Here is a 20958-nt window from a genome sequence, read left to right on the forward strand (position 1 = left end):
GCGGCGGCTTCTGGCGGAACTGCGACAACAGCGTCGCTGGCAAGCGCATGGGTATGAAAATTCAAACCGTTACCGAACTGAAGCGGGGTTTACAGGGGCTGGCTTTGCAGGTCTGAGTTGGAGGAAAGCCAGGCGAAAGGAGATATTCAGATGGGTGAGGCTCTGTTTGCATTGCCGCAGGCGCCGGTGATTCCGGTGCAGGGGGAAACTGCAGGCTATCCTGTGGGACGGGTTTTCTGTGTCGGGCGCAACTATGCCGCCCATGCCGCCGAGATGGGCAATGAAGTGGACCGGGAGGCGCCGTTCTATTTCACCAAGGCAGCGGCCAACGCGGTTCTGACAGACACAGTTGTGCCCTATCCGCCGGGGACCGAGAACTTCCATTACGAAATGGAGCTGGCGGTGGCCATTGGCGCGCCGGTCTTCCGGGCTTCGCCCGAGGCGGCGCAGGCTTCTGTCTTTGGCTATTGCTGCGCGCTGGACATGACGCGGCGCGATTTGCAGATCCGCGAGCGGCAGAAGCAGCGGCCCTGGGATCTGGGCAAGGATCTGGAGAATGGCACGGTGCTGGCGCCGTTGACCCGGGCCGCGGACTGGGGCAGTCCCGCGGGGCAGCGGATCTGGCTGGAGGTGAACGGCGAGATCCGCCAGGATGCCTCGCTGGACGAGATGATTTGGTCTGTGGAGGAAATCATCTGCCACCTTTCAGGCTATTACCACTTGCGGCCTGGGGATGTGATTCTGACCGGAACACCGGCAGGGGTGGGACCGGTGCAAGGCGGCGACCGCATGCGCGGCGGTGTTGACGGGCTGGAACCGGTCGGGCTGTCCCTGACTGCTGCGGAATGACGCAAGGCGGTCGGCCGTCACGATTGTTGTTGCCATATGGCCGATTCGATATGTATCAATTTGGGTGTAAATGCGGGGGGCTTCGTAACATATAATCTTGTGAATTTGTCTGCAGACCTCATTTGCAGGCGTATTTCATGAGTGAAAAATGCATAATCTGCTGTTGATAGTTACAAACGCACCTAATAGCAGAGATGCACGCGGTTCGTTAAATGAACCTGAAACGGGGCTCTGACGGCAGAAACGGAAAGATTTTGGCCGGGTGCTGCAGCAATGTTGCGCAGAGTGGAAGCCCGGCAAGTGAATAGGTCAAAGGGAGGACGACATGACCACTCGGAGAAAGCTACTGGGCGCTGTAGGCGCGGCAGCCGTCGCAGCGATGTGCGCGGCACCGGCATTTGCCCAGGAAGTCACCCTGAAACTGCACCAGTTCCTGCCGGCGCAGGCCAATGTGCCGAAGCTGATCCTGGATGTCTGGGCCGATAACGTCGAGGAATCCTCGGGCGGGCGCATCAAGGTCGACCGGTTCCCGTCGATGCAGCTGGGCGGCAAGCCGCCGGAGCTGATGGACCAGGCCATTGATGGCGTGGCGGATGTTGTCTGGACCGTGGTCGGCTATACCCCGGGCCGCTATCCTTCGACCGAAGTGTTCGAACTGCCCTTCATGATGACCAACGCACGCGCGGTGTCGCATGCCTATTGGGAAATGTTCGAAAAGCACATGAAGGACACCGAGTTCAAGGATGTGCACATCCTGGGCACCTGGGTGCACGGACCCGGCATGATCCACACTTCGGACCCGGTGGAAGCGCCTGAAGATCTGGAAGGCATGAAAATCCGCGGTGGCGGCCGCTCGGTCAACGCGCTGCTGACCGAACTGGGTGCAACCCCGGTTGGCATGCCGGTTCCGGCGGTTCCGGAAGGCCTGTCCAAAGGTGTGATCGACGGCACCACCATCCCGTGGGAAGTGACCGCGGCGCTGAAGGTTCCGGAACTGGTCGAAAACCACACCGAGTTCACTGGCAAGGCGCTGTATACCCTGACCTTCGTGCTGGCGATGAACAAGGACAAGTACGAAAGCCTGCCGGATGACTTGAAGAAGGCCATCGACGACAACTCCGGTCTGGAGTTCTCGGTCTTTGCCGGCGGCACCCAGGCGGATTCCGACGGCCCCTCGCGCGAAATGGCGCTGGATCTGGGCAACAACGTCATCACCCTGGACGCCGAGCAGACCGCCCTGTGGCGCGAGCGTGCGCAGCCGATCTATGACAAGTGGATCGCTGACATGAACGAAAAAGGCATCGACGGTGCCGCACTGATCGAAGAGGCCAGCGGCCTGATCGAGAAATACACGCCGCAGTATCAGTAAGGCGTTTTGATTGATAAAGGTGAAGGGCCGCGCGGCATTGGCACTGCGGCCCTTCGCACACCGGAATAAGGCAACATTACCATGCACAAGCTCATGATGCGGCTGGCCAAGGCCATGGCCTACCTGGGCGGTGCGGTCCTCACTCTCCTGATCATTCTGACATGTGTTTCGATCGCAGGGCGGCTGCTGAACGGGCTGTTCCATGGCGATCTGATGGAGCGGATTGCGCCTGGGTTTTCGAGATGGATGACGGGCTGGGTCGGCCCCGTGAACGGCGACTTTGAGCTGGTCGAGGCAGGCGTGGCCTTTGCCATCTTCGCCTTCCTGCCGCTGTGCCAGATTACTGCGGGCCATGCCTCGGTGGATGTGGTGGCCAATGCTTTTCCACGCGGGGTGAAACGGTTCCTTCGGATGGTGACCGAGCTGCTGTTTGCGGCCGTTCTGATACTGATCGCCTGGCGTTTGGGCGCCGGTCTGGCCGGCAAGTATTCCAACGGCGAGACCTCCTTCCTGCTCGAGTTCCCGGTCTGGTGGGCCTACGCCATCAGCATGGTGGCAGCAGTCGTGGCCGCCATCGTGGGCATCTACATGGGTGCGGTGCGCACCATTGAATTCTTTACCGGCCGCATCCTGGTTTGGGACGGCGTGGAGGGCGAAACGTGACGGCTCTTGAGATTGGCATCGCCTCCTTCCCGGTCCTGATGCTGCTGATTTTCCTGCGGGTGCCGATCGGGCTCTCGATGTTCCTGGTCGGGCTTGGAGGGCTGATCTGGGTGACCGACGGCACCCAAGTGGCCTTCGGGCGGCTGAAAAGCGAGACCTATACGACGTTTTCCTCTTATTCGCTGACCATCGTGCCGATGTTCCTGCTGATGGGGCATTTTGCAACGCTGGGCGGCATGTCGACAGCGCTGTTCAAAGCCGCCGAAGGGTTCCTGGGGCACCGCAAGGGCGGGGTGGCAATGGCCTCCATCGGTGCTTGTGCGGGTTTTGGCGCGATCTGCGGCTCGTCGCTGGCGACCGCGGCCACCATGGGCCGCGTAGCGCTGCCGGAGCTGAAGCAATACGGCTATGCCGGCGGCTTCTCCACCGCAACGCTGGCGGCGGGTGGCACGCTCGGCATTCTGATCCCGCCCTCTGTGGTGCTGGTGATCTATGCGATCCTGACCGAGCAGAACATCGCCAAGCTGTTCCTGTCGGCCTTCATCCCGGGCCTGCTGGCGGCATTGGGCTATGTGATTGCGATCTCTATCTATGTCCGCCTGTTCCCGGAAAGCGCGGGCACCCGTCCGCCGGTACCCTGGGCCGAGCGCTTTGCCGCGCTGTTCCATGTCTGGCCAGTGCTCCTGGTTTTCGGCCTGGTTGTCGGCGGCATTTATCTCGGCTGGTTCACCCCGACCGAGGGTGCGGCCGTGGGCGCCTTTGGCACCGGGCTGATTGCCTGGATGAACGGCGGGCTGAACCGCGAAACCCTGGGTGAGAGTTTCATGGTCACCGCGCGTTCTACCGCGATGATCTTCTTCATTGTGCTGGGTGCGGGGTTTTACAACGGCTTCCTGGCGCTGACAAAAGTGCCGCAGGAGCTGGCTGATTTCGTAGTCAGCCAGGGCCTCAGCCCCTGGGTGGTGCTGACGCTGATCCTGGCCTTCTATCTGGTGTTCGGCTGCCTGATGGACTCGCTGTCGATGATCCTGCTGACCATCCCGATCTTCTTCCCGGTGATCTCGGCGATGGATTTCGGCCTGCTGTCCCTGCCCGCAATGCAAGCGGATGCGGCGATGGAGGTGCTGAAGGCCGGCGTGCCCGAGGGCATGGGCACTGAGATGCTGGCCTCGATCAAGGACGCCATTGCAGCCGGTGCTGAGCTCACCCGTGAGCAGATGAAAGAGCTGGGCATCCGGGTGACCGAAGGCCGAGTGAACCGGATCGAGGCGGAATATGTCGCCATCTGGTTCGGGGTCCTGGTGCTGATCGTGGTGGAGGTCGGGTTGATCACCCCGCCGGTCGGCATGAACCTGTTCATCATCAATGCGATGGACCGAAAGACCAAGATGATCGACACCTACAAGGCGGTGATGTTCTTTGTCGCCTCCGACATCATCCGGGTGATTATCCTGGTCGCCTTCCCGGTGATCACGCTGCTCCCCTTGATGCTGACACAGTAAGACATTCTGCCTCTTCCTGGCTTGCCCGGGGAGAGGCGGCTTCCGGGCCTATGCAGGAAATCGAAATATTTTGTGACATAGGCTTGGATTGACCTGAATCACCTTTCCGGGTTGGGCTTACCGGAACACGCCGCAGCAAATGGGGAGACCCGCCATGCAGATCAGCCGCAGCAAATCCACCGCGCCCCGTGTCAAAGCGCTGGCGACGGAAGTTTCCGAATTGCAGGGGCCCTGTGTCGGCTGCACCAATTGCGTCGGCCTGTGCGACGCGCTGATTGACACGCTGGTGCTGCCGGACCTGATCCTGTCGCGCAAGCGCAGCAGTACCTAGCGCAGCTGTCTACAGGCGCAGCCAGCCATCAGAGAAGACGACGCTGGCAACGCCGGCAAAGCGCGCCATACGGTCCAGCTCTGCCTCCAGCCGCCTGGTGCGGGCGGCAGACCATTTCACATCCTGCTCCGGCCAGACGGCGGTGACGCGCAGGATATCCGCGTCGCGCTCAGCTTTCATATCAATACGGCCCGCCAGCCGCGCGCCTTCCATCAGCGGAAAGACGTAATAGCCGTACTGCCGTTTGGGAGCCGGGGTGAAGACTTCGATCCGGTAGTGAAAGCCGAACAGCCGCTCGGCCCGTTTGCGGTCGCGCAGAGCCGGATCAAAGGGGCTCAGCACCCGCATCCGCCCAGGGGCCGGTCCCAGTTCTGCAGCGGCCTCACCCGTGCCGGGGCGGGCGAACACCCTGCGCAGTTTTCCGTCCGCCTGCTCGACTTCGATCTCTTCCAGCTCTCCCAGACGCAGCTGCCCGGCGCACCAGGCCTTGGCCTCAGCCGCAGAAGCGGTGTCCCAGAAGGCGGCCAGCTCGCCGGATGTGGCAAAACCCAGGCGGTCCAAGGCGGCTGAGCAGAGCCAGTTGACTGTCGCCTGTGTATCGCAGGGAAGGCGCCCAGGGCAAAGATGCTCCTCGATCACCCGTTCTGTCAGGTCATAGCGTTTCTGAAAACCCTCGCGCCCGATGACGGTCAGCGCGCCGGAGCGCCAGAGATACTCCAGCGCGGTCTTGGACGGATGCCAGTCCCACCAGCCGCCAGAGCCCTTCTTTTCATCCTTGCCCACGTCGGATGAGCTGATCGGCCCGTGATCGCGCACATGGTTCAAGACGGTCTCGAACCGCGCCTCAAACCCGTCGCGCCGCCAGTTGCGCCAGCGTTTGCGCAGCATCTCGGTATCGCGCAGGAACCGCAGATGCCAATGGGGGTAAAACGCCATCGGGATCATCGCGGCGTCATGGGTCCAGTGCTCAAACAGCCCGCGGTCCCGTTCATAGAGCTGCTTCAGGTGCTTGGAGCGGTAGCCTGGCCGCCGTGAATAAAGGATCACATCATGCGCGCGCGCCACCGTGTTGATGCTGTCGAGCTGCACAAATCCCAGCCGCTGGATCAGCGTCAGCAGATCGGCCCCCTTGGCCGGCCCTGCGGGTTGTTCCAGCAGCGCGTGGCGGTCCAGAAACAGCCGCCGCGCAGTTTGGTTGTCCAGCCGTTGCAGCGCCATCAGCGGCGTTTCAGCGTATCGCCATAAGAAATGGTCGGTGTCAGCGTCACATGCTGCTCCAGCTCAGCGTCCGGATCCTCCAGCTGCGCGGCGATGATTTCAGCAGCCTTTCTGCCGATCTCCTGGCGGCAGGCGTCCATGGTTGCCAGCTTGCGCGGCAGGCCCTGCAGCAGTTCGACCCCGTTGAAGCCGGCCAGGCCGATCTGGCCAGGAACATCGATCCCTTTCTCCAGCAGGTACAAGAGCCCGCCGGCTCCGATCATGTCGTTGGAGAAATAGAGGAAATCCAGCTCTGGCGAGCGTTCCAGCATCGCCTGGGTCATTTCGCGCCCCTTTGCCAGCGCCGAGCCGCCGGAATAGAACTCGCGGTCCTCGATCTCGACGCCTTCCTTGGCTAGCGCCTCGGTGAAGCCTTCAAAGCGTTTCCGGGCCCGGTGGTCCAGCGGCATCTTGGTGCCCATGAAGCCGATGTGCTGATAGCCCGCCTTCAGGATCGCCTTGGCCATTTCCCGGCCTGCCCGGCGGTGCGAAATGCCGACCATCGAATCCACGGGCTTGCCATCCGTATCCATGATTTCCACAACCGGGATACCAGCGTTGTTCAGCATCGCGCGGGCTGCATCCGTGTGCTCAAGCCCCGCGATGATCACACCGGAGGGGCGCCACGAGAGCATCTCGTACAGCACCTTTTCCTCTTTTTCAGGCTTGTAGTCGGTAACGCCGACCACAGGCTGCAGTTCGGTGTTTTCCAGCACCTTGTTGATACCGGTCAGCACCTCGGGAAAGACCATGTTGGACAGCGACGGGATGATCACCGCAACCAGATTCACCCGGTTCGAGGCCAGCGCGCCGGCAATTTTGTTGGGCACATAGCCCAGCTCCTTGGCGGCGCTCAGCACCTTGGTGCGGGTTTTCTCCGACACGTCCCCGCGGTTGCGCAGCACACGGCTCACAGTCATTTCGGAAACACCGGTTGCTTCGGATACATCGCGAAGGGTGAGCGGGCGCTTGCTGTCCGTGGTCACGTTCCTGAGCCTCTTGTTACTGCTGTTTGCAACGTTAGCGCAGACACCGGATGCTGCACAATGGAAACTGAGCGCGGCAAAACGGCTTTCGCCTGCGCCCATCCCATTGTGATCGCAGGAGGGATTTGCTATCGCGTTAAAGTGCGCGGCCCCGTGGCTCAACTGGATAGAGCAGCCCCCTCCTAAGGGGCAGGTTGCAGGTTCGAATCCTGCCGGGGTCGCCAATGGAAACAATCACTTAGCTTTGGTTGAAATTGGAAAATCCTCCAGTGCGGAACGAAACTCGGAGCTAAACTGTGCGATTACGCCCTGCCAGGCCGCCTGATCAATAGAGCATCAGGGATGCCTGCCAGGCGCACTCGAGCTTTGCTGAAGCACTCATGTCGCTTTGTTTGGCCGAACCAAAGGCGGCATGAACACCAAACTGCACGCCATCTGCGACAGCCGAGGGCGGCTGCTCAACTTGTTCGTTACGGCAGGACAGGTCAGCGGCTGCATCGGCGCAGGGGCGTTGTTGACCAGCTTGCCAGATGTCGACTGGCTGCGCGGAGACCGCGGCTAAGAGGCCGGTTGGTTCCGGGAAGCGTTGAAAACTCAGAGGATACTCCATGGCCGGAAGCATCAAAAGAAGCTGGTGAAATACGGCAAGCGCCGCAATCGGACCGAAAACATGTCCGGCAGGCTGAAGGACTGGCGGCTCGATACGATAGATCCCCGAAGGTCATCTTCTCAGCAAACACGGCCGCACTCGTCACATACTGGCTATGTGTCCTGAGCCTAGAACGCACAGGAGACGAGACACTTGACTCAGAATTTCCGTTTTGCCATTCAGCCAAAGTGACCGGTTCCGCGAGTGTTTCAATGCGCAGCGGAAGAAATAGGGAACACGGTGCGGCGTACCCAAAAGGGACCAAATCCGTGACTGCCCCCGCAACTGTGAGCGGTGAGTGACGCTGAATAAGCCACTGGGATCGATCCCGGGAAGGCCAGCCGAACCAGGACCCGCGAGTCAGGAGACCTGCCGGACACGGGGATTGAGACTCCGCTTGCGGGGTGTCGGCCCTTTTCCACCGGACGCCGGGGTGCGCGTCTGGCGCGACGGCCGTTCCGGCCATCCCGTGCCACTGATCCCCGTTGTTCATTCCTGATTGCAGGTGCGCCTGCGTCGTCGAATGAGGACGAAATGAAACTGAACTACCTGGCCGCTGCTCTGGCCGTTTCCCTGCCGGTAACCGCATCGGCGCATTTCCAGCTGAACTACACCGAAAACGCGCTGATCGAGAAGCCCGGCGACGTGCCGATGGGCCTGGTGTTCTGGCACCCGATGGCCAACGGCCATGCCATGGACATGGGCAAGCCGGAAGAGTTTTTCATGATCCACAAGGGCGAGAAAATCGACCTGTCGGACCGCCTGGAGCCCGCCACCTTTAAAGGTGTTGAGAACGAAGCCTCTGCTTACAAGGCGTCCGTTCCGGTGAAGCGCTCCGGCGACTATGTCGTTGTGACCGTGCCCGCGCCTTATTACGAGGAAAGCGAGGACATCTACATCCAGCAGATCGCCAAGGTTGTGCTGAACCGCAACACCCTGCCCACCGACTGGGACCAGCCGGTTGGCCTGGCCACCGAGATCCTGCCGCTGAACAAGCCTTACAACGTCATCGTCGGCTCCACCTTCTCGGGCCAGGTTCTGGCAGACGGCAAGCCGGTTGCCGGTGCCGAAATCGAGATTGAATTCATGGCGGCCGAGCCGGACCTCGAGAAGTTCTCGACCACCAGCCCCACCGTGGGCGAGATGCCGGGCGGTGCGATTGTGGCCATTGCCGACCAGAACGGCGTGTTCTCCTTTGGCATTCCGAAAGCCGGTTACTGGGGCTTCGCCGCTCTGGGCTCCGGCCCGGCGACCGAGCACGAGGGCAAGGAGCTCAGCCAGGATGCTGTGCTGTGGATCCACGCTGAAGAGCTGAAGTGAGACTGACCCTATGCATATCGTAGACGGCGCACTGTCGAACCCGGTTGTGATCGGCGGCGCGGTTGCCGCCGTCGGCGGTATTGCCATGGGGCTGCGCAGCCTGCCGCTGGAGCGTATTCCGGCGGCGGGGGTGCTTTCGGCGAGTTTCTTTGTGGCCTCGCTGATCCATGTCCCGATCGGGCCGAGTTCGGTCCACCTGATCCTGAACGGGCTGGCCGGGCTGGTGCTGGGCTGGGCTGCCTTCCCGGCTCTGTTTGTCGGTTTGCTGCTGCAGGCGGTGTTCTTTGGCTTTGGCGGGCTCACCGTTCTGGGCGTGAATGCCGTCAACATCGCTCTGCCCGCGGTTCTGGTCGGGCTGATGTTCCGGCCGCTGTTGGCGCGGGGCTCACCGCTGCAGGGCGCGATCTGGGGCGGCATCGGCGGTGGCCTTGCCATTGCTGCCACAACCCTCGCCGTAGCGGTGTCGCTGATGCTGTCCGGTGACGAGTTCATCCTGGCCGCAAAACTGGTGTTCTTCTCCCATATCCCGGTGATGGTGATCGAAGCGCTGCTGTCGGGCGCAGCCATTTTCCTGGCCCGGCGGGTGAAGCCCGAGCTGTTCATCGACACAAAAGGAAGCCTGGCATGATCCGCGCCTGCGTTCTGTTCCTGGCGCTGCTGGCACCGCTGCCGGCCCTAGCGCATAACGTGATCTCCTCGGTGTTCCCATCGGGGTCGGATATCGAGGGCGAAGTGGGGTTTTCTAACGGCGACATGGCCGCGGACCTGCTGATCGAGGTGTTTGACGCGGCCGGCGCCAAGCTGGGCGAAACCAGGACCGATGCCGACGGTTTTTTCCTGTTCACCCCGGCATCGCCGGTCACGCATGTCTTCCGCGGCGATCTGGGCGCGGGCCATGTCGCGGAGATCAGGATGGAGGCTGCAGAAGTGGCGCAGATTATGGGCGAAAGCCCGATTGAGACGGCACCTGCAGCAACCGGCACCACTGCCCCGGCGGCAGCTGCCGGCCTGTCCGACCAATCCCGCGCCGAGCTGGCACGGATGCTGCGCACCGAGCTGCGGCCGCTGCGCCAGGAACTGACCGCGTTCAAGAATAAGTCGGACTTTCAGTCCATTCTAGGCGGCATCGGCTATATTTTCGGCCTGTTCGGGCTGGGCTTTTATATCGCCGCCCGGCGCAAGATCGGAAGCAGCGCATGACCTATGTGCTGACAGGCAATGACAAGCCGATTGGCGGCTTTGGCGGCTTTCGCGCGAAGGTCACGAGTCTCGATCCGAGGATGCGCATCGTGATGACCGCCGTCTACGCGGTGGTGGTTGTTTCGCTCAGCAGCCTTTGGGTGCTGACGGCGGCGCTTGGCCTGTCGCTGTGGCTGCTGGCATTCTCCGGCCTGCCGCCGCGCAAGACGCTGAAGCGGATGGCGATGATGGACAGTTTCATCATCTTTATGCTGCTGATGCTGCCCTTCACGATTCCCGGTACTCCGGTGTTTTCCCTTTGGGGGCTGGAGGCGAGCTGGGAGGGCCTGCGCCGCGCGGTGGAAATCGCCCTGACTGCCAATGCGGTCATTCTGGCGGTGATGACCCTGGTCGGATCCATGGAACCTGTCACCATGGGGCACGCGCTGTTTGCCCTGAAAACCCCTGAGCGGCTGGTGCATCTGATGATGTTCACCATCCGCTACATCGACGTGCTGCGCGAGGAGTACCAGCGGCTGCGCACCTCGATGAAGCTGCGCGGCTTCCGCCCCGGCACCAACTGGCACACCTACCGCAGCTATGGCTTTCTGGTCGGCATGATGCTGGTGCGCGCCATTGAACGCTCGGAACGCATTCTGGCGGCAATGAAATGCCGCGGATTCACAGGGCGCATCCTCCTGCTGGAGGATTTCCGTTTCAGCCGCTCCGATCTGCTTTTTTCCCTGGCACTCTCTGCCGCGCTTGCCGCCCTGGTCTGGGCCGAGGTTTCCTATGCCGCTTCTTGAGCTGACCGACATCCGCTTTGCCTATCCCGGGCTTGACCCGGTGCTGGACGGCGCCTCGATGCGGCTGGAAGCCGGCGAGCGGCTGTCCATTGTCGGTCCGAACGGGGCCGGCAAATCGACGCTGCTGAAGATTATCATGGGGCTGCTTGCCCCCAATGGCGGCAGCGTCAGTGCCTTTGGCAAGCGCTGCGCTGAAGAGGCCGATTTCCACGCCATGCGCCGCCGCGTAGGCCTGGTCTTCCAGGATGCTGACGACCAGTTGTTTTGCCCGACGGTAGCCGAGGATGTGGCTTTTGGCCCGCTAAATCTTGGTAAATCCAAACAAGAGGCGCTGGCAATCGTTGACGATGTGCTGACCCGTTTGGGATTGATGCATCTGCGCGACCGGGTTACCCACAAGCTGTCAGGCGGAGAGAAGCGGCTGGTGACGGTGGCCACTGTACTGGCAATGGAGCCTGAGGTGCTCATTCTTGATGAGCCAACCAACGCACTGGACCCGGTCAACTACGCGCAGCTGATTGACATTTTACAAGGTCTTGATCAGGCGATCTTGCTAGTCAGTCATGACCCGGAATTCCGCGCCCAAATTGCCCCTGCAGGTTATCACTTGATTGAGCGGAACCTCGCAAGGTTTTAGGAAATTCACCCAATTGAGGGGCTCTGAACGGTAATCTACTTGCGAAGGTCCCGTGGTCGGCACAGCTCGATTCGGCGATATGGCAAAAATTGTCGCTGCTGTCTCCAAGGATCCGAGTCGCAGTCCCTTTGGGGGAGAATGATTATATATCTGTTTGGGCTTCAATGGTGCCCATTTAAGGAGAATTGCCACACAGCTTCGGGGATGAAGAAGTGCGGCGGCAGGCCGGGGGGCTGATGATTGCCCGGCTCGCAAAGGCATATGGGAGGGTATGCTCTTTTGTTTGTAACCCCTTGCTCTGCAGTCAGGGACACCACCTCCTAAGGGGCAGGTTGCTGGTTCGACTCCTGCCGGGGCCGCCAGTTGTTCTTCTATAGGTGATGTGCAGGACTGGCTGTGCGGCTTGTCATTCCGGCATGGAATGAGCGCAGAACGCAATCTCATTGGCCTTGCCGGTCGGGGTCGCGGATAAATGCAGCAGCATTCTTTCCAAGGAGGCCGCATGGACCGCGCTCAGATCGTGCATCAGAATTTTCTTGACCGGGTCGCTGCAGAGGATTTTCCGGCGGGAGTTCCTCCGGCCGGGCCGCTCGCGTCTGCCGAGGCAGTTGCGGCCTACCGTGCCCAAGTGCTGAGCCGGGCTCTGGACCTGACCAGCCGGTCGATGCAGAAAGCCGGGGAAGGTTTCTATACTATTGGCTCTTCAGGCCATGAGGGGATGGCGGCTGTGGCGCGTGCTCTGCGCCCCACCGACATGGCTTTCCTGCATTACCGGGATGCGGCGTTTCAGATTGCCCGCGCCGATCAAGTGCCGGGGCAGCGGATTGCCTGGGACATGCTGCTGTCCTTTGCCTGTTCCAGCGAAGACCCGACATCCGGCGGGCGGCACAAGGTGCTGGGCTCCAAGGAATTGATGATCCCGCCGCAGACCTCGACCATTGCCTCGCATCTGCCAAAGGCGGTGGGGGCAGCCTATTCCATCGGTGCAGCGAAGCGGCACAAGCCGGAGCATCAGGTGCTGCCGGAGGATGCCATTGTCATGTGCTCCTTCGGGGATGCCTCGGCCAACCACTCGACCGCGCAGGGGGCGATCAATACCGCGGGCTGGACCTCGGTGCAGTCGACGCCGCTGCCGCTGCTGTTTGTCTGCGAGGACAATGGCATCGGGATCTCGGTGAAGACGCCGAAAGGCTGGATCGAGGCGTCGATGGCCGGGCGGCCCGGCATCAAGTATTTCAAGGCAGACGGGCTGGATATCTACAACGCTTTTCAGGTGGCGCAGGAGGCGGCGGACTATGTACGCACGCGCAGGAAGCCGGCCTTTCTGCATCTGCGCACGGTGCGGCTTTACGGCCATGCCGGGGCGGATGTGCCGACCACCTATATGAGCAAAGCCGAGGTGGAGGCGGACGAGGCCAATGATCCGCTTCTGCATTCGGTGCGGCTGATGGCGGCGGCTGGCGCGCTGCGCCCCGATGAAGCGCTGAAGATCTATCAGGACACTTGCGCCCGGGTGGAGCGGATCCGGGCCGAAGCGGTGACGCGGCCGCATCTGAATACAGCCAGTGATGTTGCGGCCAGCCTGATCCCGCCGAAGCGGGAATGCGCCCCAACCAATGGCCCGAGTGCAGAGGCGCGGGCAGCGGCCTTTGGCAGCGACACGCGGGCGATGGAGGAGCCGCAGCCGATGTCGCGCCTGATCAACTGGGCGCTGACCGATCTGATGCTGGAGCATGGCGAGATCATCATGATGGGCGAGGATGTGGGCCGCAAGGGCGGGGTGTACGGCGTCAGCCAGAAGCTGCAGCAGCGGTTTGGTCCGGACCGGGTGATCGATACCCTGCTGGATGAGCAATCGATCCTGGGGCTGGCGATCGGCATGGGGCACAACGGGTTCCTGCCGGTGCCGGAGATCCAGTTCCTGGCCTATCTGCACAATGCTGAGGACCAGTTGCGCGGCGAGGCGGCGACGTTGCCGTTTTTCTCCAACGGGCAGTTTTCCAACCCGATGGTGCTGCGGATTGCCGGGCTGGGATATCAGAAGGGGTTTGGCGGCCACTTCCACAACGACAACTCGCTGGCGGTGCTACGCGACATTCCGGGTCTGGTGATTGCCTGCCCCTCGGACGGGGCCGAGGCTGCGATGATGATGCGCGAGGCGGTGCGGCTGGCGCGCGAGGAGCAGCGGGTGGTGGTTTTTGTCGAGCCGATTGCGCTCTATCCGATGAGGGACCTGCATGAGGCGAAGGACGGCGGCTGGATGCGCAGCTACCCGTCGCCGGACCGGCGGATTGGACTGGGTGAGGTTGGTGTGCATGGCGGCGGCACCGATCTGGCGATTGTGACCTATGGCAATGGGCGGTATCTCTCCACCCAGGCGCAGGCAGAGCTGGCGGTACAGGGTGTGGATGCGCGGATCGTGGACCTGCGCTGGCTGGCGCCTTTGCCGGAGGCCGCGCTGCTGCAAGCGGTTCAGGGCTGCAAACATGTGCTGATTGTCGATGAATGCCGCATCACCGGCAGCCAGTCGGAAGCGCTGATGGCGCTGTTTGCGGAGCAATCCGGCATTCCTACGGCGCGGATTGCGGCCAGTGATTGTTTCATCGCAACAGGGCCGGCCTATGGCGCCACGCTGCCCTCCAAGGACAGCATTGTTGAGGCGGCACTGAAGCTGGCAGGAGGCAAATCATGACCCGCACCGCTGTTCTGATCTGCCCGGGCCGGGGCACCTACAACAAGGCTGAGCTTGGCTATCTGCACCGTTTCCATGCGGACAAGGCTGCGCTTTTTGCGGATTTTGATGCGCAGCGCAGGGCCGCCGTGCAGGAGGAAGTCACGGCTCTTGATGGCGCTACCCGGTTTTCGGTGTCGAAGTATTCCCGCGGGGATATTGCCTCGCCTTTGATCTATGCTTCAGCTCTGGCGGACGCGCAGTCCTTGGCGGAGGACATCGAGGTGGTTGCGGTCACCGGCAATTCGATGGGCTGGTATATCGCGCTGGCGGCCGCCGGGGCGCTGAGCGCGGCAGATGGGTTCCGGGTAGTGAACACCATGGGAACCTTGATGCAGGAGCAGCTGATTGGCGGCCAGCTGGTTTACCCCTTTGCCGGGGCGGATTGGCAGAACGATCCTGTGCGAAAATCGGAGCTGTTGGCGCTGGCAGCTGAGATCGATGTGCGTGAGGGGCATGACCTGGCTCTGTCGATCGATCTGGGCGGGATGCTGGTGCTGGCCGGCAACGAGGCCGGACTGGCAGCGTTTGAGGGGGCGGTGCCTGTGGTGGACGAGCGCTTCCCGATGCGGCTGGCTAATCACGCGGCCTTTCACACGCATCTCCAGGCGCCGGTCGCGGCAGAAGGGCGCAAGCGGCTCCCGGCAGAGGCCTTCCGCCAGCCGCAGGTTCCGCTAATTGACGGGCGCGGGCAGATCTGGTGGCCGGGGGCAACAGATACGGAAGCGCTCTGGGACTACACGCTGGGGCATCAGGTGGTGGAGCCTTATGATTTCACCCGCGCGGTGCAGAATGCGGCCTTGGAGTTTGCGCCGGACCTGTTCATCGTGACCGGCCCCGGCACCACGCTGGGCGGCGCGGTGGCGCAATCGCTGGTGCACTGCGGCTGGCAGGGGATATCTGGCAAGGCAGCATTCAAGGTGCGGCAGGCGGAGGCGCCGCTGCTGGTGTCGATGGGGGATCCGGCGCAACGCGCTTTGGTGGCGGGTTGAACCTGCCGCAAGGGGAGAGGCTCCCGCGCCTGTTGCCTGCATCGGAGATGCCGGCAAAGCAGCCTTGGGCGTGGCCCTGCCCTGCGGGCAGGGGGGAAGATTTCTGCTGAGAAGGCCTTCAGGGGCAGGTTTGCCCTGAAGGCCGATGCCGATTGTGGAGGGTTCAGCCCCGCCTCAAGGGTGAACCGCGCTTTCGCGCGGCGGCTGCGCCGCCCTTGACCCGGGACTGAACGGCAGAGGGGCTATTCCGCGGCGGCTTGCGGTTCCCTTGCGGCTGGGACCGCAAAGCAGGTAACGGGCTGGGAGACATTGTGCAGGCTGACGGCTCCTAGCGAAACGCCTTGGGACGGGTCGCTCAGGATGTCGCGGCTGACGACCACCGGATAGTTCACGGTCTTGCCGTAGTCGCCGAGGCGGGCGGCGATATTGGCGGCCTGGCCGATCACCGTGAAGTCGAGCCGCTCGCGCGAACCCACGTTGCCGTAAGTCACCCGCCCATAGGCGATGCCGATGGCGGCCTCGCAGCGGTGGCCATCCGGCTGATGGGCGATCTCTTCCAGCCGGGCGACGATGGTGCGGGCGCTGTCCAGTGCCTGCTGCCGGGCCTTGGCAGGGTCGCTGCCGGCCGGGAACACGGCCAGCACAGCGTCGCCGATGAACTTCAGCACTTCGCCGCCGTGATCATGCACGATGGTCGAGGCGGTCTCGAAGAACTGGTTCAGGAGCGCGATATAGTCCTGGCGGCCCAGCTGCTCTTCCAGCCTTGTGGAGCCGCGCAGGTCGCAGAACATGATGGCGGCGTCGATCTCGTCGCCGTCGCCGCGGCGGATCTCTCCGCCGAGCACCCGGGCGCCGGTGCGTTTGCCCACATAAGTCTCCAGCAGCGATTGGGCGTTTTCACGCTGCATAAAGATTTCGTAGTAACGGGCGATCACGTCGGAACATTCAAAGATCAGCCCCAGGTTGGCGGTGGAGAAGCCGTTGGGGTGGTTACTGGTGAGGGTCAGCACATTGATGCGCCCGTCGGAGAAGCGCAGCGGCATGGCGACATAGTCGGTGGCGCCTTCCTTGCGCAGGTCTTCAAGGATCGGGAAGGCATCCTCCGAGCGGCAGCAGCCGAGCCGGTGGCGCACGCCGCCCAGACCGTTGGAGACATGGCGCAGCGGGCTGTTCTGATACGCGGGGTGGTCGTGGATCTCATACGATGGCGCGTAGGTGGTGACTTCGCCAGTCTTCTTCTGCCAGATGAAATTCTTGCCGGCGATCAGCGGGTGCAGCGACCAGGCCATGACGGACAGGCGCGACAGGTAGATGCCCTGTTCGACAAATTTTTCCGCTAGGGCGGCGGTCAGCTCTTCGGGGGTTGGTACCAGCGCGGCGTCGCGCAGCAGCCAGTCGATTACCGGGCCGGAGATATTGCCGTAGTCCGGCATTTCAACCGTGTTGCTGCCCAGATCGAACTCTGCGCCGGCGCCGGGCATGAAGCCGATGTGGCCTGTAATGGCCGATGCTTCTGGCATGGCTTCCTCGTAGGCCCAGACACCGTTCTGCACCCCGTCACCGGGCAGCAGGATGTCGCGGTAGCTGGCGGTGCCTTTGAACGGGCAGAAGGTCTGCAGGTCCGTATGGGAAGAGAGAGGTGCCGTTACGTCTTCGGCCGGGAAGTAGATCGCGGGCGGCAACCGGGTTTCATACATCACCTTGGCGCGGCTGCTTTGCGCCAGGATGGTGCCATTGCGCCGGGCCGTGATCTGGCCTTGCAGCGGCTCAACAATGATGCCGTAGCCTTGCCGCCGTTTTTGCACCTGAGTGTCCATCCCCGAGGTCCTTGTTCCTGTGCCGATACATGCCAAAACCAGGACCGGCCGGCTTGGGCCGGTTCTGAGCTATGTGGGGTCTTGAGGAGGGAATTCCAGAGCCGAACACAGGATATTGAGCAATGCGGAGCGATGATACCCCGGTGTCAGACCATGCGGATCACGTCCTTGCTGATCGACAGCACATAACCGCGTTTGGCGATGTTCTTGACCAGCAGCTCGCTGACCATCTGGTTGCCCAGGGTGTCGCGCAAGCGCTTGATGCGGGTGGCGCCGGCGGCTTCCTCGCAATCGGCGGAAGCGCGGCCGGAGATAACCGCCTCAATCTCGGCCCCTGACAGCACGTCATCGTCCAAACGGGCTTCGGCGAGGACGGAGAGCGTTTCCATTGCAGCCGGTGTCAGCTTGAACCCCATGTTGTTAAGGTAGACGGTGTTCTCGTCCCGGCTGATCAGCAGCTCGGTGACCTGAATGCCCGCCCGCTCGATCTGAGCCATGCGGCGGTTCAGCATCACCAGCATGCCCAGCACCGTCAGCGCCGCCACCATCATCGCGGTGGCAAAGACCAGGAGCACAAAGATCACCATCCGGTAGCTGGTCAGCGTGTCGGCAAAGGCGGTGCCGGACTGCGCCAGGATCTCCAGCAGCTTGATCTCGGCCTGGGTGGTCAGGTCGTTTTCGATGAACAGCTGCTCAACGCGGGCATTGAATGCGTTGGCATCAGGCAGCGTCAGCAAGAGGACCGTGCCGGCAATCACCAGCAGCGCGACAATGGCGGCGATGCCAAGCGCGATCACCCGGCTGCCGGAGGCGCGGGCCTCAGAAACGGAGATAGTAGGATCCGGCATTGGCCTTCCTCTGCTGCAGGCCTTCGGGGCCAAAGACGGACAGGACGTTCAACAGCTTCCAGCCGGCGGGGGCGATACGGGCCTGGATCTCCTGCCGGGCGGCTTTCTTTTTACAGGCGCCGGAAATCTGAATCACGCCGTAGTGCAGGCGCAGCGGGTTGTCCTGTTTGGCCTTGTAATCGGCATAGCAGTCAGCCGCCTGTGCTGGCGATGAGAGCGACAGAAGGGCGGCCGCAAGGGCGGGGATCAGGAGGTTCTGTTTCATGCGGCCATCCTGCGTCGGCGGGCGGTGAAATTCAATAACCGCAGGGGGTTGAGGTCGCTGATATCCGATAACAAGCGGCCGATATTGCCTGTCTGAAGGGGGTGGGGACAGGTTGGGTTCATCCAAGCGCACAGGCTGCGCACCCAACTATTAAAAGAAAGGTTCCGGCATGGCCAAGACACAAGGTTCCAAACCGCACCGCAAATTCATCGCGCTGATCGTGGCAGCCTCGATTGCCATCACGGGCTTCTCGGCCGCACCAGCGCGCGCTGACGAGGATGTCGCCAAATTCATTGCCGGCATGGCACTGCTGGGGATCCTGGGCGCCGCCATTAATGACGCCAGGAAGGATGACGACCGTCATGTTACCCGGACTTACAACCCGCCGCACAATCACCGGCACGGCCCCAAGCACCACACCCACAACCGCCATGGCGGCCATGTGAAGCCGCTGCCGCCGCGGGTGCGCCGCTATGACCTGCCCGCGCAATGCGTCCGCTACTTCCCGCGCTACAGCCGCAACTACCCTCTGGCCGGCAAGGGCTGCCTGAACCGCCACTATGGCCAGACCCATAAGCTTCCCAGGGCCTGCAAGGTGACTTTCTGGAATGGCAAAAACAACCGCACCGGTTTCAAGCCCGGCTGCCTCAAGCGCCACGGCTACCGGATGGTCAACTACCGCTGAATACGGTTTCGAGCAGCAGTAAACCTGGGGGGCTCCGGCCCCCCTTTTTTGATGCCGCTTGCATCCCGGGGCGGGATTGGCTTTGTCAGAGCCATGACACAGCCTGACTACAGTCTCGAAGATGCCGCCCGCGCCAAAGGGTTCCTGAGAATTGCCGGAGTGGACGAGGTGGGCCGCGGTCCGCTGGCCGGTCCGGTGACCGCGGCCGCCGTGGTGCTGGATGCCGCGGCGATCCCCGCAGGCCTCAACGACTCCAAGAAACTGAGCCCGAAGAAGCGTGAAGCGGTAGAGACGGAAATCCTAGCCGCGGCCCAGGTTTCCATCGCCCACGCCACGGTGGAAGAGATTGATTCTCTGAACATTCTGCGCGCCTCGCATCTGGCGATGGAACGCGCGGTGGCGGCGCTGGACCCGGCGCCGGACTATTTGCTGATTGACGGCAACCTGATCCCTAAAGGGTTGAGCCATCCGTGCGAGGCTGTCGTCAAGGGCGATGCCAAATCACTTTCCATCGCGGCCGCTTCGATTGTCGCCAAATTGGCGCGCGACAGGATCATGGTGGATTTGGCGCAACAGTTCCCGGGATATGGCTGGGAGAAAAACGCAGGCTATCCCTCGAAACAGCACCGGGAAGCACTAGTTGATCTGGGCGTGACCCCACATCATCGGCGGTCATTCAAACCCGTACACAACATCTTGTATCAAGACTGAACCGCAGGCTGTTGTTCTAAAAAACAAATTGACCTCGAATCCGCGATGACTCATCCTGTGGACAACCTAATGAGCGCAAAAATGCGCCGTGGTTTTGAGGCAGAGCAATGAATACAACCATCAAAAAGGGCGCGGCAGCGCTCCCTTTAAACACGATTATTGGCGGCGACTGTATCGAGGCGATGAACAGCCTGCCGGCCAATTCGGTCGATCTGATCTTCGCGGATCCGCCCTATAACCTGCAGCTGAAAGGCCAGCTGCACCGTCCCGACAACTCCAAAGTCGATGCCGTGGATGATCACTGGGACCAGTTTTCCAGTTTCCAGGCCTATGACAAATTCACCCGCGAGTGGCTGAAGGCGGCGCGCCGCCTGCTGAAGCCGAACGGCTCGATCTGGGTGATCGGCTCCTACCACAATATCTTCCGGGTCGGCTCGGTGCTGCAGGACGAAGGCTATTGGGTGCTGAACGACGTCATCTGGCGTAAGTCGAACCCGATGCCGAACTTCCGCGGCAAGCGGTTCACCAACGCGCATGAGACGATGATCTGGGCGTCGAAGTCCGAAGGCGCGAAATACACCTTCAACTATGAAGCGCTGAAGGCACTGAACGAAGGCATTCAGATGCGCTCGGACTGGGTGCTGCCGATCTGCACCGGCCACGAGCGGCTGAAGGACGAGAACGGCGACAAGGCGCATCCGACGCAAAAGCCGGAATCGCTGCTGCACCGGATCCTGGTCGGCTCGACCAACCCGGGCGATGTGGTGCTGGATCCGTTCTTTGGCACCGGCACCACCGGTGCTGTGGCCAAGATGCTGGGCCGCGAGTTCATCGGCATCGAGCGCGAGGAAGCCTACCGCAAGGTGGCCGAGAAGCGGATCAAGGCGGTGCGCAAGTTCGACCGCGAAGCGCTGGAGGTTTCCGCCAGCAAGCGTGCGGCGCCGCGGGTGCCCTTCGGCCAGCTGGTTGAGCGCGGCATGCTGCGCCCGGGCGAGGAGCTCTATTCGATGAACCGCCGCCACAAGGCCAAGGTGCGCGCGGACGGCACTCTGGTCGGCGACAACGTCAAGGGCTCGATCCATCAGGTGGGCGCGCATCTGGAGAACGCGCCATCCTGCAACGGCTGGACCTACTGGTGCTTCAAGCGCGAAGGCAAGACCGTGCCGATCGACGTGCTGCGCCAGCAGATCCGGGCCGAGATGCAGAACTGAGCCCCGGCTTTACCGAACACAAAAGCCTATTGCAGGTGCCTGTGCTTGATGCACAGGCGCACACCTTGCCCCGCCTGTAGAAGGCGGGGTTTTTTGCGCATTTATACCAGGATGCGCTATTCCCTGATTGCTGCAGGACCACTATCTGCA

20 protein-coding genes, 1 tRNA gene, 1 pseudogene and 1 riboswitch are annotated in these 20958 nt (G+C 62.0%); of the genes and pseudogenes, 17 read left to right on the top strand and 5 right to left on the bottom strand.

Going from position 1 to position 20958, the window contains the following annotated elements; genetic code table 11:
- The first annotated feature begins 150 nt into the window (after positions 1–150).
- From RA19_RS15305 to RA19_RS27025, 5 genes are all read left to right on the top strand, one after another.
- Entirely contained in the window at positions 151–849 is a 699-nt protein-coding gene (locus tag RA19_RS15305; RefSeq protein ID WP_039164120.1) for a fumarylacetoacetate hydrolase family protein, read from the top strand.
- Between the two features lie 325 nt (positions 850–1174).
- Entirely contained in the window at positions 1175–2218 is a 1044-nt protein-coding gene (locus tag RA19_RS15310; protein WP_039134403.1) for a TRAP transporter substrate-binding protein, read from the top strand.
- Positions 2219–2299: 81 nt separating this feature from the next.
- A complete protein-coding gene (locus tag RA19_RS15315) occupies positions 2300–2881 on the top strand; it encodes a TRAP transporter small permease (protein WP_039164123.1) in 582 nt (193 codons plus the stop codon).
- The gene (locus RA19_RS15320; protein WP_039164125.1) at positions 2878–4383 is read left to right on the top strand and encodes a TRAP transporter large permease; all 1506 of its coding nucleotides are present in this window, start codon (positions 2878–2880) and stop codon (positions 4381–4383) included. Before RA19_RS15315 ends, RA19_RS15320 begins: the two co-directional genes overlap by 4 nt.
- A 154-nt stretch (positions 4384–4537) precedes the next feature.
- Positions 4538–4714 (top strand): hypothetical protein, encoded by a 177-nt coding sequence (locus RA19_RS27025; RefSeq protein WP_193748283.1) that lies wholly within the window; start codon positions 4538–4540, stop codon positions 4712–4714.
- 9 nt (positions 4715–4723) lie between these two features.
- On the opposite strand, the gene RA19_RS15325 is transcribed toward RA19_RS27025, so the two are convergent.
- Together RA19_RS15325 and RA19_RS15330 are read right to left on the bottom strand one after the other, a co-directional pair.
- Positions 4724–5932, bottom strand: coding sequence for a winged helix-turn-helix domain-containing protein (locus tag RA19_RS15325; RefSeq protein WP_039164127.1), 1209 nt, complete (start codon positions 5930–5932; stop codon positions 4724–4726).
- On the bottom strand, positions 5932–6957 hold the full coding sequence (locus RA19_RS15330) for a LacI family DNA-binding transcriptional regulator (RefSeq protein WP_039164129.1): 1026 nt from the start codon (positions 6955–6957) through the stop codon (positions 5932–5934). The genes RA19_RS15325 and RA19_RS15330 overlap by 1 nt, the downstream gene beginning before the upstream one ends.
- Before the next feature lie 147 nt (positions 6958–7104).
- Between RA19_RS15330 and RA19_RS15335 the strand changes: the two genes are divergently transcribed.
- From RA19_RS15335 to RA19_RS15375, 9 genes and pseudogenes are all read left to right on the top strand, one after another.
- A tRNA-Arg gene (locus tag RA19_RS15335) sits at positions 7105–7181 on the top strand.
- A 164-nt stretch (positions 7182–7345) separates the two neighbouring features.
- Positions 7346–7722 (top strand): annotated as a pseudogene (locus RA19_RS26215) (IS5/IS1182 family transposase); the annotation flags it as partial.
- A gap of 60 nt (positions 7723–7782) precedes the next feature.
- A riboswitch (cobalamin riboswitch) is annotated at positions 7783–7997 on the top strand.
- Between the two features lie 143 nt (positions 7998–8140).
- Positions 8141–8926 (top strand): DUF4198 domain-containing protein, encoded by a 786-nt coding sequence (locus RA19_RS15345; RefSeq protein WP_039164132.1) that lies wholly within the window; start codon positions 8141–8143, stop codon positions 8924–8926.
- Between the two features lie 10 nt (positions 8927–8936).
- A complete protein-coding gene (gene cbiM, locus RA19_RS15350; RefSeq protein WP_039164135.1) occupies positions 8937–9554 on the top strand; it encodes a cobalt transporter CbiM in 618 nt (205 codons plus the stop codon).
- Positions 9551–10126, top strand: coding sequence for a hypothetical protein (locus tag RA19_RS15355; protein ID WP_039164136.1), 576 nt, complete (start codon positions 9551–9553; stop codon positions 10124–10126). Before cbiM ends, RA19_RS15355 begins: the two co-directional genes overlap by 4 nt.
- A complete protein-coding gene (gene cbiQ, locus RA19_RS15360) occupies positions 10123–10911 on the top strand; it encodes a cobalt ECF transporter T component CbiQ (RefSeq protein WP_039164138.1) in 789 nt (262 codons plus the stop codon). Before RA19_RS15355 ends, cbiQ begins: the two co-directional genes overlap by 4 nt.
- The gene (locus RA19_RS15365) at positions 10898–11548 is read left to right on the top strand and encodes an energy-coupling factor ABC transporter ATP-binding protein (protein WP_039164139.1); all 651 of its coding nucleotides are present in this window, start codon (positions 10898–10900) and stop codon (positions 11546–11548) included. Before cbiQ ends, RA19_RS15365 begins: the two co-directional genes overlap by 14 nt.
- 502 nt (positions 11549–12050) lie before the next feature.
- On the top strand, positions 12051–14240 hold the full coding sequence (locus RA19_RS15370) for a dehydrogenase E1 component subunit alpha/beta (RefSeq protein WP_039164141.1): 2190 nt from the start codon (positions 12051–12053) through the stop codon (positions 14238–14240).
- Positions 14237–15271 carry an acyl carrier protein gene (locus tag RA19_RS15375; RefSeq protein WP_039164144.1) on the top strand — a complete coding sequence of 345 codons (1035 nt, stop codon included), beginning with the start codon at positions 14237–14239 and terminating at the stop codon, positions 15269–15271. Before RA19_RS15370 ends, RA19_RS15375 begins: the two co-directional genes overlap by 4 nt.
- 242 nt (positions 15272–15513) lie before the next feature.
- Here RA19_RS15375 and RA19_RS15380 read toward each other — a convergent pair whose 3' ends face one another.
- The 3 genes from RA19_RS15380 to RA19_RS15390 all read right to left on the bottom strand — a co-directional run bounded on the left by RA19_RS15380 (position 15514) and on the right by RA19_RS15390 (position 18201).
- Positions 15514–17088: a DUF427 domain-containing protein gene (locus RA19_RS15380; RefSeq protein WP_052261820.1), complete on the bottom strand. Its 1575-nt coding sequence runs from the start codon at positions 17086–17088 to the stop codon at positions 15514–15516.
- Positions 17089–17234: 146 nt separating this feature from the next.
- Positions 17235–17936 (bottom strand): winged helix-turn-helix domain-containing protein, encoded by a 702-nt coding sequence (locus RA19_RS15385; protein ID WP_039164149.1) that lies wholly within the window; start codon positions 17934–17936, stop codon positions 17235–17237.
- Entirely contained in the window at positions 17908–18201 is a 294-nt protein-coding gene (locus tag RA19_RS15390; RefSeq protein ID WP_039164151.1) for a hypothetical protein, read from the bottom strand. Before RA19_RS15390 ends, RA19_RS15385 begins: the two co-directional genes overlap by 29 nt.
- Positions 18202–18370: 169 nt before the next feature.
- Here RA19_RS15390 and RA19_RS15395 point away from each other — a divergent pair, with 169 nt between their 5' ends.
- From RA19_RS15395 to RA19_RS15405, 3 genes are all read left to right on the top strand, one after another.
- Positions 18371–18886 (top strand): hypothetical protein, encoded by a 516-nt coding sequence (locus tag RA19_RS15395; RefSeq protein ID WP_039164153.1) that lies wholly within the window; start codon positions 18371–18373, stop codon positions 18884–18886.
- Between the two features lie 93 nt (positions 18887–18979).
- The gene (locus RA19_RS15400; protein ID WP_039164155.1) at positions 18980–19597 is read left to right on the top strand and encodes a ribonuclease HII; all 618 of its coding nucleotides are present in this window, start codon (positions 18980–18982) and stop codon (positions 19595–19597) included.
- Between the two features lie 107 nt (positions 19598–19704).
- Positions 19705–20808 (top strand): site-specific DNA-methyltransferase, encoded by a 1104-nt coding sequence (locus RA19_RS15405; RefSeq protein WP_039164156.1) that lies wholly within the window; start codon positions 19705–19707, stop codon positions 20806–20808.
- Positions 20809–20958: the final 150 nt, after the last annotated feature.

The sequence above is a fragment of the Leisingera sp. ANG-M1 genome (assembly GCF_000813745.1).
Classification (GTDB): Bacteria; Pseudomonadota; Alphaproteobacteria; order Rhodobacterales; family Rhodobacteraceae; genus Leisingera.

Coding starts and splice junctions, on each gene's coding strand:
- RA19_RS15355 (WP_039164136.1), top strand. CDS start 9,551: ATGATCCGCGCCTGCGTTCTGTTCCTGGCGCTGCTGGCACCGCTGCCG.
- RA19_RS15390 (WP_039164151.1), bottom strand. CDS start 18,201: ATGAAACAGAACCTCCTGATCCCCGCCCTTGCGGCCGCCCTTCTGTCG.
- cbiQ (WP_039164138.1), top strand. CDS start 10,123: ATGACCTATGTGCTGACAGGCAATGACAAGCCGATTGGCGGCTTTGGC.
- RA19_RS15380 (WP_052261820.1), bottom strand. CDS start 17,088: ATGGACACTCAGGTGCAAAAACGGCGGCAAGGCTACGGCATCATTGTT.
- RA19_RS15375 (WP_039164144.1), top strand. CDS start 14,237: ATGACCCGCACCGCTGTTCTGATCTGCCCGGGCCGGGGCACCTACAAC.
- RA19_RS15315 (WP_039164123.1), top strand. CDS start 2,300: ATGCACAAGCTCATGATGCGGCTGGCCAAGGCCATGGCCTACCTGGGC.
- RA19_RS15365 (WP_039164139.1), top strand. CDS start 10,898: ATGCCGCTTCTTGAGCTGACCGACATCCGCTTTGCCTATCCCGGGCTT.
- RA19_RS15395 (WP_039164153.1), top strand. CDS start 18,371: ATGGCCAAGACACAAGGTTCCAAACCGCACCGCAAATTCATCGCGCTG.
- RA19_RS15345 (WP_039164132.1), top strand. CDS start 8,141: ATGAAACTGAACTACCTGGCCGCTGCTCTGGCCGTTTCCCTGCCGGTA.
- RA19_RS15405 (WP_039164156.1), top strand. CDS start 19,705: ATGAATACAACCATCAAAAAGGGCGCGGCAGCGCTCCCTTTAAACACG.
- RA19_RS27025 (WP_193748283.1), top strand. CDS start 4,538: ATGCAGATCAGCCGCAGCAAATCCACCGCGCCCCGTGTCAAAGCGCTG.
- RA19_RS15400 (WP_039164155.1), top strand. CDS start 18,980: ATGACACAGCCTGACTACAGTCTCGAAGATGCCGCCCGCGCCAAAGGG.
- cbiM (WP_039164135.1), top strand. CDS start 8,937: ATGCATATCGTAGACGGCGCACTGTCGAACCCGGTTGTGATCGGCGGC.
- RA19_RS15305 (WP_039164120.1), top strand. CDS start 151: ATGGGTGAGGCTCTGTTTGCATTGCCGCAGGCGCCGGTGATTCCGGTG.
- RA19_RS15325 (WP_039164127.1), bottom strand. CDS start 5,932: ATGGCGCTGCAACGGCTGGACAACCAAACTGCGCGGCGGCTGTTTCTG.
- RA19_RS15370 (WP_039164141.1), top strand. CDS start 12,051: ATGGACCGCGCTCAGATCGTGCATCAGAATTTTCTTGACCGGGTCGCT.
- RA19_RS15385 (WP_039164149.1), bottom strand. CDS start 17,936: ATGCCGGATCCTACTATCTCCGTTTCTGAGGCCCGCGCCTCCGGCAGC.
- RA19_RS15310 (WP_039134403.1), top strand. CDS start 1,175: ATGACCACTCGGAGAAAGCTACTGGGCGCTGTAGGCGCGGCAGCCGTC.